This window comes from Corynebacterium sp. HMSC22B11 (assembly GCF_001815965.1).
Classification (GTDB): domain Bacteria; phylum Actinomycetota; class Actinomycetes; order Mycobacteriales; family Mycobacteriaceae; genus Corynebacterium.
Genome location: NZ_KV823480.1, coordinates 54,568 through 68,685 on the forward strand (window position 1 = coordinate 54,568; position 14,118 = coordinate 68,685).

A 14,118-nucleotide genomic window follows, 5' to 3' on the forward strand; every position below is an offset into this window, starting at 1 on the left:
AACGTGCGAATTGTGGCACGGCACAGCCCAAAACTGGGTTGTGGGGGTCGGCTCTCCGGTTTTCCAGGCCTTGCGGGACGTTTTGCAGAGTTTGATGTCGGAAAATCATGGAAAACCGGCATTAAACTCTGCAAAACATAAAGAGCGCCCGGGCTGGGGTCAGCGGCCCCTACAGCCGCGCGGCGCTTGGGGCAGCAGCCCAAGGGGCGCACCCGGTTTTGGGCCGTGGTGTGTCGGGCTCCGAGGGGCACATCCGGTTTTGGGCCGTGGTGTGTCAGGAAACGTGCGAATTGTGGCACGGCACAGCCCAAAACGGGGATCCGTGGGGTCCGTGGGGTCCGGGCCGGGTACTGGGCTGTGTCGGGCACCGGGCTGGGCCTCGGGACTGCCAGAGGGGCTGAGGCGCTGGGACAAGCGGAACGCATGTTTTGCAGAGTTTGATGCCGGAAAATCGTGAAAAACCGGCAATAAACTCTGCAAAACATAAAAGAGCCGAAGGGGTGGGGTGCTGGGGCCAGTGGGTCGGGGCGGACACTTGTGCGGTTTCGGGCCGTGGTGTGTCAGGAAACGTGCGAATTGTGGCACGGCACAGCCCAAAACGGGGGCTGGCCATGCCTGGGGCTTTAAAAGCTACAGCCGCCCGGTCCAGGGGAAGCGGGCGCGCAGCTGCTCGTTGGCGAAATCCATCGCATCCGCATAACCCAGGCAGTAATCCCAGGTCACATAATCCTGCGGGGATGGCGCAGCCGAAGGCTCGTGCACCGGCAGGTGCTGGTGGTTCAGCATGGAGACGATATTCGACTCGATGATCCCCCAGTCGTAGTAGTGCTGCTCATCGCAGTCCTCGCAGAGCATCGCCACGCCCCGCACGCCGTGCGGCTCCAGCAGCTCCCGGAAGACCCGCACGTTCGCGAGGTCTTCACGCAGCGCGGCTTCCTCAGCCGCGTCGATCGGCTCCATGACATCATCGCCCTCGATGGGCCCCAAAAGGGACGCCGGATCGTTCGGATCATCCGCGAAGGGATCCGGCGGCATCTGATAGTTACTAAAGCTCACGAAACCCACCGTACCCGCAAGCCAACCCGGAAAACACATTGCAGACGTTTAGCGCTAAAGTAAGGGCTAATAAAAGCTCGTAACCGAAGCTGCGCTAGCGATTCCGGCATAACCCGCAGGCAGGTGCGTGTCTCGCGGGGAAAGCGGAAGACCTTCGCCAGTGCGGATCGTGCGCTGACAATGCGATGGAAGGATCAGGCCTTATGGCAAACCCACAGTCCACTAACAACTCTCAGGCAGCCCAGCGCGTGGAGACCGGGGGCGACGATCCGAACAAGGTCGCTCTCACCGGGCTCACTTTCGACGACGTCCTCTTGATCCCGGATGCGTCCGAGGTCATTCCTTCCGCCGTGGACACCGCGACTCAGTTCTCGCGCAACATCAAGCTGAACGTCCCAATCGCATCCGCAGCGATGGATACCGTCACCGAGGGCCGCATGGCCATCGCCATGGCTCGCCAGGGCGGCATCGGGGTGCTGCACCGCAACCTCTCCGTCGAGGCGCAGGCCGAGCAGGTCGAGATCGTCAAGCGCTCCGAGGCCGGCATGGTCACCAACCCGGTCACCGCGAGCCCGGACATGACGATCGAGGAGGTCGACGAGATCTGCGGTCGTTTCCGCATCTCCGGCCTGCCGGTCGTCGACGAGGATCAGACCCTCCTGGGCATCATCACCAACCGCGATATGCGTTTCGAGCGCGACGTCAACCGCCCCGTCCGCGAGGTCATGACGCCGATGCCGCTCGTCGTTGCCGAGCAGGGTGTCTCCGCCGACGCCGCGCTGCGCCTGCTGTCGGAGAACAAGGTCGAGAAGCTGCCGATCGTCGATGGTGCGGGCAAGCTGACCGGCCTGATCACTGTCAAGGACTTCGCGAAGCGCGAGCAGTACCCGAACGCCGCGAAGGACTCCTCCGGCCGTCTCCTCGTCGCCGCTGGTATCGGTACCGGTGAGGACGCCTGGAAGCGCGCCACCGCCCTCGTCGACGCTGGGGTGGACGCCCTCGTTGTCGACACCGCGCACGCCCACAACCGCGGCGTGCTGGACATGGTCTCCCGCGTGAAGAAGGAGTTCGGCGACCGCGTGGACGTCATCGGCGGCAACCTCGCGACCCGTGAGGCCGCGCAGGCGATGATCGACGCCGGCGCCGACGGCATCAAGGTCGGTATCGGCCCGGGCTCCATCTGCACCACCCGCGTCGTCGCTGGTGTCGGTGCCCCACAGATCACCGCGATCATGGAAGCAGCCGTCCCAGCCCGCGCCGCTGGCGTCCCGATCATCGCGGACGGTGGCATGCAGTACTCCGGTGACATCGCCAAGGCCCTGGCAGCTGGCGCATCCACCGTGATGCTGGGCTCCATGCTGGCGGGTTGCGCCGAGACCCCGGGCGAGGTCGTCACCGTTGGTGGCAAGCAGTACAAGCGCTACCGCGGCATGGGTTCCCTGGGCGCGATGCAGGGCCGTGGCCTGACCGGCGAGAAGCGTTCCTACTCCAAGGACCGCTACTTCCAGGCCGATGTGAAGTCTGAGGAGAAGCTGGTGCCGGAGGGCATCGAGGGTCGCGTGCCGTTCCGCGGGCACCTGGACCAGATCCTCCACCAGCAGGTCGGTGGCCTGCGCGCTGCCATGGGCTACACGGGTGCCGCCACGATCGAGGAGCTGAACAACGCTCGCTTCGTGCGCATCACCTCCGCTGGCCTGCGCGAGTCCCACCCGCACGACGTGCAGGGCATCGCCACCGCACCGAACTACGACCCGAACCGCTAAAACCCCATCGGCCGGCTTCGCGCACACCGCCGGAGCCGGCCGCTACCGGTTAGCCTCGTTCTAGAGATAAGCCTCCCACCCCTGACCAGCGGGGTGCGCCGCCCACACCACCGCAGCGCACCCCGCTGGCCCACGAAATAAGGACCAACATGCAGGAATACAAGGACATCGGCCGCGGTCGCTCCGCACGCCAGGTCTTCGGACTCAACCAGATCGACATCGTGCCTTCGCGGCGCACGCGTTCCTCCCGGGACGTGGACACCTCCTGGCGCATCGATGCCTATGAGTTCGACTTCCCGATCATGACGCACCCGACCGACGCCGTGGTCAGCCCGGAGTTCGCCATCGAGTTCGGCAAGGCCGGCGGGTTGCCCGTCATCAATGCGGAGGGCCTGTGGGGCCGTGCGAAGGATCTCGACGCCGCCTTCGGCGAGATCGTTTCCGCGGCGGAGCGCGGTTACTTCGGCTCCTTCAACGAGGGCGCGGACGAGGACGTCGCGGCCGAGGCGCTGGAGACCCCGGAGTTCGCCGCGAACCAGGTGCTGCAGCGCCTGCACCAGCAGCCGCTGGACCTGGACCTGCTCCAGGAGCGCCTGCAGCAGGTGCGCGACTCGGGCGTGCGCTTCGCGGTGCGTGTCTCCCCGCAGCGCGCCCGTGAGCTCGCCCCGACGCTGATCGCCGGCGGTATCGACCTGCTGGTCATCCAGGGCACCCTGATCTCCGCGGAGCACGTGGACACCGATGGTGAGCCGCTGAACCTCAAGGAGTTCATCGGTTCCCTGGACGTTCCGGTCATCGCCGGGGGAGTGGTGGACTACACCACCGCCATGCACCTGATGCGCACCGGCGCGGCCGGCGTGATCGTGGGCGCAGGCCCGGTCACCAACAGCCAGGCCCTGGGTATCGACGTCCCGATGGCCACCGCCATCGCCGACGCCGCCGCTGCCCGTCGCGACTACCTGGACGAGACCGGTGGCCGCTACGTGCACGTCATCGCGGACTCCGAGCTCTCCTGCTCCGGCGACATCGCGAAGGCCATCGCATGTGGCGCGGATGCCGTCGCCCTCGGCGCGCCCCTGGCCGCCGCGGAGGAGGCCGGCGCCCCGAACTGGTTCTGGCCCTCCAGTGCAGCGCACCCGAAGCTGCCACGCGGCACCGTGGACGCTCTGCTGCCGCCGACCTCCGTGCCGCTGAACCAGCTGCTCTTCGGCCCGACCCCGGACCCGCTGGGCCACGAGAACCTGGTGGGTGGCCTGCGCCGCTCCATGGCGAAGTGCGGCTACACCGAGGTCAAGGCCTTCCAGAAGGCGGATATCGCGGTCCGCTAAAGCCGTGAAAGAGGGGCGCAGAAATAGCGGCTATGCGCGCTGTGGCGCCTAACTAATGGCGCCACGCGGCGCCGGAATCATCAGAAGATAAAGCGGTCGAACTCCTGCTTGTGAGTTCGACCGCTTTATTCATGCTTAAAATGACAATCAAATGTTCGCTCGGTAAGTTGAAAACTGTCTGCCTTATTGCAATGGGCGATTGATTCAACTTCTTTTGGAGGAATATTATGCAGCGCGCACACAAGCTCCGCACCGCCGGTCTCATGAGCATTCTGGCTTCCGGGGCTCTCGTCCTCGGGGCGTGCTCGGACGCCGGCGAAAACGGGGCACAGGATTCCCAGAACAACGCCTCGGGTGAAGGCTTCGAGTTCAGCAACTGCGGCTTCACGATGCAGCTGGATAAGCCAGCCGAGCGCATCATGTCCGTCGAGCAGGGCACTACGGACAACGTCCTTGCCTTCGGCCTCGGCGATAAGCTCGCGGGCTACTCCCACCAGAAGGACGCCCCGCTGGAGGGCTACGAGGACGAGATGAAGAAGTCCACGGAGGTCTCCCCGGAGGTCGCCACTGCCGAGCAGATCCGCACGGTAGACCCGGACGCCATCCTCTCTCCGTTCGAGTCGGTCTACACCGACGACGGCGCCGGCACCCGCGAGGAGTGGAAGAAGCTGGGCGTCGCCACCTGGTACTCCAACGTCGAGTGCCGCGACAAGGACGGCAACGAGGGCAAGAACGCCTACGACCTCCTGCTGAAGGACTACCAGCAGCTCGGCCAGCTCTTCGGCGCCGAGGACAAGGCCGCCGAGCTCGAGAAGAAGCACAAAGAGCACGTCGACGCAGCCAAGGAGAGCGTCAAGGACGCACCGAAGGACCTCTCCGGCGCCCTGCTGTACTCCATCTTCGACGGCGCGCCGTACATCGGCGGCAAGCTCTCCATCGCACAAGACATCTTCGACCTCACCGGCGTGAAGAACGTCTTCGAGGACGCCAACGAGGCATGGCCGGAGCTCAGCTGGGAGGCCCTGGCTGACAAGGACCCGGACTTCATCGTCCTGGCTGACCTGCCGGGCCGCGGCGCACCGGGAGACAAGGCCGAGGAGAAGATCGAGATGCTGGAGAAGGACCCAGCAACCCGTAACCTCAAGGCTGTGAAGGAGAAGCGCTACGTCATCGTGAAGGGCATCGGCCTGTCCGGCTCCGTCCAGTCCTACGAGCCGCTCGAGGACGTCGCTGAGTACGTAAAGAACTGGAAGAACTAGGTATGGCATCGAGCACTGACACTCGCCGCGAGCCCGGAAAAGGCGCGAAGGCATCCCCCCTGGAGGGCACGAAGCTCGCACCCGCGCGCCGCGTGCCCACCTGGGTGGCGTGGGTCGTCGGGCTGATCCTGCTGGCCCTGGTCTGCTACATGGCCCTGTTCATGGGCGCGGCCACCCTGACTCGCGACGAGGTCTGGGGCTCGATCACCCACAAGCTCGGCATCTTCGTCAGCGATGACCGCCCCGCACCCAGCCTGATCCGTCAATCCATCCTCTTCGACCTGCGCATTCCGCGCATCGTCATGGGGATCTTCGTCGGCGCGGGCCTCGCGGTCGCGGGTGCCTCGCTGCAGGCGATCACCCGCAACGATCTGGCGGAGCCGTACCTGCTGGGTGTCTCCTACGGTGCCTCCACCGGCGCGGTCGTGGCCCTGCTGCTCATGCCCGTCAGCTTCGCGCTGGGGCTGACCGGTGGCGCGGCCATCGGTGCCCTGCTGAGCTTCGGCTTGCTGATGCTCCTGCTGCGCGGCACGGGCTTCGTCTCCACCCGCGTGGTGCTCACCGGTGTGCTGGTCGGCCAGTTCTTCTCTGCCATCACCAGCCTCATCCTGGTCGCCCGCGGCGACGCGGAATCCGTCCGCGGCATCACCTTCTGGCTGCTGGGTGCGATGGGCGCCTCCCGCGCCAACACGATGTGGATCGTGCTGATCACCGTGGTCATCACCAGCCTGCTGATCTGGATGATGTCCCGCTACCTGGACGCCATGAGCTTCGGTGACGAGACCGCGAAGTCGATGGGCGTGCCCGTTGTCGGCGTGCGCGCCGCAGTGCTGATCCTGGTTGCCCTCATGACGGCGGCGACGGTCTCCGCCGTCGGTGCGATCGGCTTCATCGGTCTGCTCGTGCCCCACGCGGTGCGCATGATCGTGGGCTCCGCCCACGCGCGCCTCATCCCGCTGTCCGCGCTGGTCGGTGCGATCCTGCTGGTGTTCACCGACGCCCTGGCCCGCAGCGTGTTCCAGCCGCAGGAAGTCCCGGTCGGTGTGTTTACCGCGCTGCTGGGCGTGCCACTGTTCTTCTTCATCCTGAACCGGGGGCAGCGAGTATGAGCATCGTAGAAATCCAGAACGTCTCCATCACCTACCACCGCAAGTCCACCCCGACGGTGGCCAACGTGGACGCCTCCTTCGAGGCGGGGACGATCACCGCGCTGGTGGGGCCGAACGGTGCCGGTAAGTCCACCTTGCTGAAGTCCGTCGCCGACGTCGTCGACTTCGACGGCGAGGTCATGATCGACGGCGCCCCGCTGCGCAGCTACAGCCGACGCGAGAAGGTCAAGCAGGTCGCGTTCGTCGCGCAGCACGGTAACGCGAACTCCGAACTGCTGGTCCGGCAGGTCGTCGAGCTTTCCCGAATGGCCTCCAAGGGGCCATTCGCCCGGCAAACGGACGAGGACCACGACGCGATCTCGCACGCGGTGGAGCACGCGGACGTCGCCCACCTGATGGATCGGACGTGGAACACCCTCTCCGGCGGTGAGCAGCAGCGCGTCCAGCTGGCCCGCGCCATCTCGCAGAGCGCGAAGGTGCTGGTGCTGGACGAGCCGACGAACCACCTGGATATTCATCACCAGTTCCGACTCATGGAGCAGCTGCGCCACCTCGCGGCCGACCACAACGTGTGTGTGATCGTCGCGATGCACGACCTGGGGCTGGCCTCCCGCTACTGCGACCAGATCGTGCTGCTGGAGGACGGCGCGCTCGTGAAGTCCGGCACGCCGCACGAGGTCTTCACCCCGGAGCGGCTGATGAGTGTGTTCGGGATCGACGCCGAGATCACCACGGTGGGCGGGCACCTGGACCTCGCGGTCAACAGTGCGGTGCCGAACTGGAAGCACCATCACGAGCCGAAGGAAGACCTCGCGCACTAAGCGGCGTGCTAAGCGGCCACGAAGTCGCGCGAAGCGGCCACGAAGCCGTGCGCTCAAGCCACGCGCAGGCGGCCACGAAGCTGTGCGCTCAAGCGGGCAACGAGGCCGCCAACTGGGGTGCCGACCGCGCGGCCAGTCGGGCCGGTCATGAGGTAGCCCACCAAGTGAGTCGGCTAGTCCCCCGCGGGTGTTACCCACCCCGTGGGGGACTAGCCATATATGCGATAGGATGAGCAGCGTGAATCACCAAAATCATCAGCCAGTCCTCGTGGTGGATTTCGGCGCGCAGTACGCACAGTTGATCGCGCGCCGTGTGCGTGAGGCTCGGGTCTATTCCGAGGTTGTTCCGCACACCGCCACCATTGAAGAAATCAAGGCCAAGAACCCTGCGGCCATCGTGCTGTCGGGTGGTCCGAGCTCGGTCTACGCCGATGGTGCACCGGCCCTGCAGCCGGAGCTGCTGGAGCTGGGCGTGCCGGTGTTTGGCATTTGCTACGGCTTCCAGGCCATGACGCACGCGCTCGGCGGCACCGTCTCCGAGACGGGGCAGCGCGAGTACGGCCGCACCGAGGTTGAGCTCCTCGATGACGGCGGCGTGATGCACGCGGGCCTGGGCTCGCACAAGGCTTGGATGAGCCACGGCGACGCGGTCTCGCAGGCTCCGGAGGGCTTCACGGTCACCGCGAAGTCCGCCGGAGCGCCGGTCGCCGCCTTCGAGTGCCTGGATCGCCGCATGGCCGGTGTGCAGTACCACCCGGAGGTCATGCACAGCCCGCACGGCCAGGAGGTGCTGGAGCGCTTCCTCACGGAGGTCGCGGGCCTGGAGCAGAACTGGACCGCCTCCAACATCGCCGAGGAGCTCATCGAGCAGGTTCGGGAGCAGATCGGTGAGGACGGCCGCGCCATCTGTGGCCTGTCCGGTGGCGTGGACTCCGCCGTGGCCGCTGCGATCGTGCAGCGCGCCATCGGCGACCGCCTGACCTGTGTGTTCGTGGACCACGGTCTGCTGCGCGCAGGGGAGCGCGAGCAGGTGGAGAACGACTTCGTCGCCGCGACCGGCGCGAAGCTGGTCACCGTGGACGAGCGCGAGGCCTTCCTCAAGCGCCTGGACGGCGTGACCGACCCGGAGGTCAAGCGCAAGGCCATCGGTGCGGAGTTCATCCGCTCCTTCGAGCGCGCCGTCGCTGGCGTGCTGGCCGACTCCCCGGAGGGCTCCACCGTGGACTTCCTGGTCCAGGGCACCCTGTACCCGGACGTCGTCGAGTCCGGCGGCGGCTCCGGCACCGCGAACATCAAGAGCCACCACAACGTCGGTGGCCTGCCGGATGACGTCGAGTTCAAGCTGGTCGAGCCGTTGCGCCAGCTGTTTAAGGACGAGGTCCGCGCGGTGGGCCGCGAGCTCGGCCTGCCGGAGGTTATCGTCGCCCGTCAGCCGTTCCCGGGCCCGGGCCTGGGCATCCGCATCATCGGCGCGGTCAACGAGGAGCGACTGGAGACGCTGCGCGCGGCGGACAAGATCGCCCGCGAGGAGCTCAGCGCCGCTGGCCTGGACGGCGAGATCTGGCAGTGCCCGGTCGTCCTGCTCGCGGACGTGCGCTCCGTGGGTGTGCAGGGCGACGGCCGTACTTACGGTCACCCGATCGTGCTGCGCCCGGTCTCCAGTGAGGACGCCATGACCGCCGATTGGTCTCGCATCCCTTATGACGTGCTGGAGAAGGTCTCCACCCGCATCACCAACGAGGTGGCGGAGGTTAACCGCGTGGTGCTGGACATCACCAGCAAGCCGCCGGGAACCATCGAATGGGAGTAATCCCAGCAGCTTGAGGCGCCCAGCGGGGTGTACCCCAAGTAGAAAGCGCGTCGCACGATGAGGTGCGGCGCGCTTTCGCGTTCGTGGGGGTGGGGCGTGGGCTAGCCAGGATCAGCGGGTAGTCCGCACTGTGGGGCAGGGGCACTGGCGTTGAGCGGGGCCGTGTACCTGGCTCAGAACGTGGGGCTTAAGCGTCGTCCCGAACCTGCCCGGTCCCAGGTTCGGCGAGATAGCGGGTGCCGTCGATGCTGGGGAACGAGACCCACGCATAGGCCCCGGCCAGCGCGAGCACGATCAGTGCCGCGATCCAGGAGTGGATCTGGAAGGCGGGCAGGATCATCAGCGCGAGCCAGAGGGGGAATAGCGGCATGATCTGCGCGACGGAGGTCTTGTACTTCCGTCCTGTCGACTCCACGGCCGCGCGCACCTTCTTGCGGTAGGGGTGGCTGAAGGTCACGAGGAAGCCCGCCCCGATGGCGATGACCAGCACCATGACCTGCCAGGTTGTCGCCAGCGGCATGACCATCGCCGCCACGCCGAGCCCGAGCAGGAGGGACGCGACGGCGCGCACGCCCTCGGGAGCGCGGACGAGGATGGTCGCCTCGCCGGGGGCGTCGCCCTGCTTGGCCTGCGCTGCGCTGGCTTGCGCTGAGCTGGCCTGCTGAGTGCGCGGCGAGCGCTGCGGGGTGGGGCGCTGGGCTTTCTTGCGGGGCTGGTTCTTTTTGCTCATATGTGACGAGTCTAGTTCCTCGCGGCGGTGTGTTCTTTGTTGGCGGTGAGCAGGGCGTTGGTGAACTGCACCAGGTGGGTCTAGAATCCCTAAATTAGAACACCTGTTCGATATGTCTGGTGTGTTTTCTATTTTTTAGGGCGTCAACCCGGTCGGCCTGGCCGTAGCTGTGAACTCAACCTTAAAGCCCGGCGGAAGTGGGGCTGGCCTGCATGTTTCCCGAGCCGATGGTGTCGATATAGAGGAGGGAGTGCTGTACCCATGCTGATCGATGAGAGCAATGTTGTTCATGCGATCGAGAAGATCAAAAGCAGCCGTGCAGCGGCGCGGGCTGCGGCCGCGGCGCAGCATGCGGCGGAACCTCGAGGCGTGTCGGAACTACGAGGCGCGACGGAATCCCAGAACGCGGCTGGTCTTCAGGGGGTGGTGCAGCCTGTAGAGCGGGAAGCAGGATCTACCCGGGGAGTGTCGCCGCTGCGCGCGGTTGCGCCCGAGCCTGCGACGGTGGGGCGGGCGCGGGCGCTCGGCATGCCCGAGTGGCTCGCGGGCCAGCTTGCTGGCGGTGGGCTGGCTCGTGGGGCGGTGACCGCGATGGCGGATTGCCCCGCCGCGGTCGTCGATATTCTTGCGCATGTCACCGCGAACGGCGGGTGTGCGGCGGTGGTGGGCTACCCGAACCTCGCGCTGGCGGCCGTCGCCGCGGCGGGCGGGGAGCTCTCCCGGTTGATCATCGTGCCGGACCCTGCACCGCACGTCGGGGCGGTGCTCTCGACCTTGGCGGAGGGGCTGGACCTGGTCGTCTACGTGCCCGTCCGGCGGGTCACGCCCACCTTCGCGCGCCCCGTGGAGGCGAGGCTGCGTAAGAGTAGTTGCGCATTACTGAGTTGCGGCGCGCCCTGGCCGGGTGCGCGGCTGAACCTTGACGTGCGGGTGTCTGGTGTTCACGGGCTGGGCCGGGGGAGCGGGCGCATCCGCTCGGTCGGTGTGACCGGGCGCGTTTGGGGCAAGGGGCAGCCGCCGCAGCGCATCACGGCGGAGTTGACGGGCCGCCGCGATGGTGCAGGCAGTCAGGTCGATCAGGGCCGGATCGAGGTGGCGCTGTGACTGGCCGGGGAAAGGCCAGTGCCGAAGCTAGCGCTGCTGCGGCTGAACGCGTGACCGTCCTGTGGTTCCCGGATTTCCCGGTCTATGCCGTGGGGCTTGCTCGCGGCTGGGACATGCTGCGGCCTGCCGCCACGATCGCGGAATATCGCGTCCAGGCCTGTAATGCCGCTGCGCGGGCGCAGGGAGTGCGCCAGGGGATGAAGCAGCGTCACGCGCTCGCAACCTGCCCGGAGCTACGGCATGCGCACGCCGACCCAGTGCAGGAGGCCACGATTCATGAGGACATCGTGGCGGCCCTCATGGAGGTGGCTGCCGGGGTGGAAACGCTGCGCCCGGGTCTCGTTGCATTGCCCACCAGGCCGCTGGCGAACTACTACGGCGGGGAGGCTGCCGCCGTCGAACTCCTGCTGGATTCCGCAGCCCGGTTGGGTGTGGAGTGCCTGGCCGGCACCGCCGATGATCTGATGCCTGCCGTGTGGGCAGCGCGTCGCGGAGTGCACGTCCCCACGGGTGGAAACTCTAGTTTTGTGCCCACCCTGCCCATCGGGTTTTTGGCGGTGGAAGCTGTGCTGAGCGCCCCCGCCGAGTTGGTGAGCACCCTGCAGGAGCTGGGGGTGCGCACCCTGCGAGACTTCGCGGCACTGGGGCGAAAGCACGTGGCGGGGCGCTTCGGCGCCGAGGCTGTGTACTGGCACCGCGTGGCATGCGGCGAGCCCGGCCGGGAGGTCTCCCCGCAGTGCCCTATTCAGCCCGTCGAGGTGCTGCACCAGGTAGGGGAGCCCATTCGGAGTACTGAAACCGCGGCCTTCGTTGCCCGTCAGGCCGCCGCCCGGCTGCACGGGGAACTCTTCCGTCGCGGGGAAGCCTGCCTCCGGCTGACCGTGCGGGTGCACCTCAACCCGCCCGCGGAGTACACCGGCCCCACCATGGTGGAGCGCGCCTGGCGCTGCCGCGAGCCTCTAACGGAAGAGGACACCGCCCAGCGGGTTCGCTGGCAGCTCGATGGCTGGATCACCCGGCTGCGCGCCAAGGCTGGTGAGCCGGAGCAGGATGGTTTCGAGGACTCCGCCGCCGGCGTGGTTGCCATCGAGCTGCTCCCAGTCGAGACGGTGCCCGCGGGCACCATTGCCGAACCACTCTGGGGCGGGGCGGACGAGGGGCTGCGCGCAGCCCGCGCCGCCGCTGGGCGCGCGCAGGCCCTTATCGGCATGGCCGCCGTTCAACAGGTCGTCCACCGGGGTGGACGCGCCATCGGTGGACGCGTGCTCACGCTGCCCTATGGCGAGGAAGCGCCCGAGGAGGTCGACGCGCTGCCCACGACCCAGTGGTGGGGTGAGCTGCCCGCGCCGCTGCCCGCGACCGTGGGTGAAGCTGCTAACCCCAGCGCGGGGCACCCAGCTGCATCGATCACGGTGCTCGGCGATCACGAGCAGCCCGTGCACGTGACCGGCCGGGGTCTGATGAGCGCATCACCCCAACGGTTGCGGTGGGGTAACCGGACACTGCCCATCCGGGGGTGGGCTGGCCCCTGGCCCGTGGATGAGCAGTGGTGGGCCGAAGGGAAGCGCTACGCGCGCCTGCAGGTCGCCACCGATGAGGGTGCCTACCTGCTGGTATGCAAAGGTCAGAAGTGGCGAATCGAGGCGACTTACTGAGGGCATGTTGAGCTGCGTGAGTGTCAAAGGCCAGGGCAAAGGGGGCGGGGCGTGAGAATAAAACAGAAATAGTTTTCCAAAGGAATGTACTGGTGCTAAGGAAATAGTAAGCTTCCAGGCACTGGGGTGAAGCAGGGCTATTCCAGAGCACTAGACCTTCGGCAAGCGACAGGCGGGACCGCCCAGTGCATCCAGATCCCAGTTCTCAAAGACAAAAGATCAGCGCATCTGCGCGGGTCAGCATGAAAGGGGCCAAAGAAATGGCGACCAAGAAGATCAACGCAATCGGCAAGGCCACCATTGCCCTCACCGCAGCGACGGCCGTCGCCATGGGCGGCGTCACCGCCGCAAGCGCAAACCCGCTGGGCAGCCTGGGCAGCCTCGGCTCCTCCTCTCCGGGAGACCTGGAGCAGGCCCAGGGCAAGGAGTACAAGCTCGGTAATGTCGGCGGTCCGGCCTGGAACGTGGACGTCTACAAGCAGCTCGTTACCGGCGCTGAGACCGTGCGCCCGGGCGCGACCGTCAAGACCCGCATCAAGATCCAGGGTGTGAAGGGCGAGACCAAGGTCAGCGACCTTATCGAGCGCATGCCAGAGAGCTTCCAGCTGGTTAAGGTTGAGACCTTCGAAAACGGCTTCCTCGGTGGCAGCATCAAGCAGATCGACCAGAGCCAGTACGGTGTGACCACCAACGACGGCGTCAAGCAGGTCAACGTCGGCCTGAAGGAAGGCCTGCTCTTCAAGGGGGACAGCACCGTCAGCACCACCAAGTCCCTGGTTGTCGACTTCACCTGGAAGGCCGGCTCGGAGGAGGGCACCTTCGCCACCGGTGGTGGCGCAAAGGTTGGCGCAGCCATCAACAACTACAAGGTCTTCGACAATGGTCCGAAGATCACCGTGAAGAAGGGCGCGTCCAAGCCATCCGGCAGCGTCTCCCTCAGCTCCTAGAAGCACCCGTGGGCCTTCCACCCACCCCGCGGGCGTGAGCCCGTGAACCCCTAAGCGGCCGCGATCAACCGATCCGGCCGCTTAGGTCTGCCTAAGGCCTTCCATTTGGTACCTTGTCAGTTATGGCTACCAGCAGAAATCCACTCGCGGGAGTCTCGCCACACGAGTTCACCACCGAACAGCTCGATGACGCCCCCACCATTTGCTCCACCTTCACCGGAGAGCAACTCGCTGGCACCGCAAAACCCGGAAAAATCATCCTCTGCCTGGAGTTCTACACCGGCTGGGGGCACGACATCCTCGACGGCACCGCCTTCGGCGCCGAACTGAACGCGAAGATCAAAACCTTCCTCAAGGACAACGGGGCAGAGCTCCAGTTCATTCGCCGCCCCGGCCGGGAAGGCCAGGACCGCCGCTGCAACAACACCCGGGTGCTCTACATCGCCTGGGCCACCGGCACCGAACCCATCCTCGAGAGGATGGACCTCCCAGACGTCGAGGCCCTCCTGGACATCGACCTGAGCACCCCGGGCAAC

General features: G+C 66.4%; 11 protein-coding genes and 1 pseudogene. 10 read left to right on the top strand and 2 right to left on the bottom strand.

All coding sequences use genetic code 11. The annotated features are described in order from the left end of the window. Positions 1-630: 630 nt before the first annotated feature. Positions 631-1,035, bottom strand: a complete 405-nt coding sequence (locus HMPREF3088_RS02915; protein WP_070758343.1) for a DUF5319 domain-containing protein — start codon at positions 1,033-1,035, stop codon at positions 631-633. Positions 1,036-1,259: 224 nt separating this feature from the next. Between HMPREF3088_RS02915 and guaB the strand changes: the two genes are divergently transcribed. The 6 genes from guaB (at position 1,260) to guaA (ending at position 9,146) form a co-directional block, all read left to right on the top strand. After that, the gene (gene guaB / locus HMPREF3088_RS02920) at positions 1,260-2,819 is read left to right on the top strand and encodes an IMP dehydrogenase (protein ID WP_070758344.1); all 1,560 of its coding nucleotides are present in this window, start codon (positions 1,260-1,262) and stop codon (positions 2,817-2,819) included. A 149-nt stretch (positions 2,820-2,968) separates the two neighbouring features. Next, a complete protein-coding gene (locus tag HMPREF3088_RS02925; protein WP_070758346.1) occupies positions 2,969-4,147 on the top strand; it encodes a GuaB3 family IMP dehydrogenase-related protein in 1,179 nt (392 codons plus the stop codon). A gap of 227 nt (positions 4,148-4,374) precedes the next feature. Further along, positions 4,375-5,406, top strand: coding sequence for an ABC transporter substrate-binding protein (locus tag HMPREF3088_RS02930; protein WP_070758348.1), 1,032 nt, complete (start codon positions 4,375-4,377; stop codon positions 5,404-5,406). 2 nt (positions 5,407-5,408) lie between these two features. Continuing rightward, positions 5,409-6,515, top strand: a complete 1,107-nt coding sequence (locus HMPREF3088_RS02935) for a FecCD family ABC transporter permease (protein ID WP_070758350.1) — start codon at positions 5,409-5,411, stop codon at positions 6,513-6,515. Beyond that, positions 6,512-7,336 carry an ABC transporter ATP-binding protein gene (locus HMPREF3088_RS02940; RefSeq protein WP_070758352.1) on the top strand — a complete coding sequence of 275 codons (825 nt, stop codon included), beginning with the start codon at positions 6,512-6,514 and terminating at the stop codon, positions 7,334-7,336. The genes HMPREF3088_RS02935 and HMPREF3088_RS02940 overlap by 4 nt, the downstream gene beginning before the upstream one ends. A 229-nt stretch (positions 7,337-7,565) precedes the next feature. Further along, the gene (gene guaA, locus HMPREF3088_RS02945) at positions 7,566-9,146 is read left to right on the top strand and encodes a glutamine-hydrolyzing GMP synthase (protein WP_070758354.1); all 1,581 of its coding nucleotides are present in this window, start codon (positions 7,566-7,568) and stop codon (positions 9,144-9,146) included. Between the two features lie 187 nt (positions 9,147-9,333). Here the strand turns inward: guaA and HMPREF3088_RS02950 are convergent, their stop codons facing one another. Continuing rightward, on the bottom strand, positions 9,334-9,876 hold the full coding sequence (locus HMPREF3088_RS02950) for a hypothetical protein (protein ID WP_246818015.1): 543 nt from the start codon (positions 9,874-9,876) through the stop codon (positions 9,334-9,336). Between the two features lie 369 nt (positions 9,877-10,245). Here HMPREF3088_RS02950 and HMPREF3088_RS02955 point away from each other — a divergent pair, with 369 nt between their 5' ends. The 4 genes and pseudogenes from HMPREF3088_RS02955 to HMPREF3088_RS10645 form a co-directional block, all read left to right on the top strand. Further along, positions 10,246-10,980, top strand: a complete 735-nt coding sequence (locus HMPREF3088_RS02955) for a hypothetical protein (RefSeq protein WP_371260086.1) — start codon at positions 10,246-10,248, stop codon at positions 10,978-10,980. Next, on the top strand, positions 10,977-12,635 hold the full coding sequence (locus HMPREF3088_RS02960; protein WP_070758357.1) for a Y-family DNA polymerase: 1,659 nt from the start codon (positions 10,977-10,979) through the stop codon (positions 12,633-12,635). The genes HMPREF3088_RS02955 and HMPREF3088_RS02960 overlap by 4 nt, the downstream gene beginning before the upstream one ends. 260 nt (positions 12,636-12,895) lie before the next feature. After that, positions 12,896-13,582, top strand: a complete 687-nt coding sequence (locus HMPREF3088_RS02965; RefSeq protein WP_246818016.1) for a hypothetical protein — start codon at positions 12,896-12,898, stop codon at positions 13,580-13,582. Between the two features lie 122 nt (positions 13,583-13,704). Further along, positions 13,705-14,118: pseudogene (locus HMPREF3088_RS10645) on the top strand (sucrase ferredoxin); the annotation flags it as partial.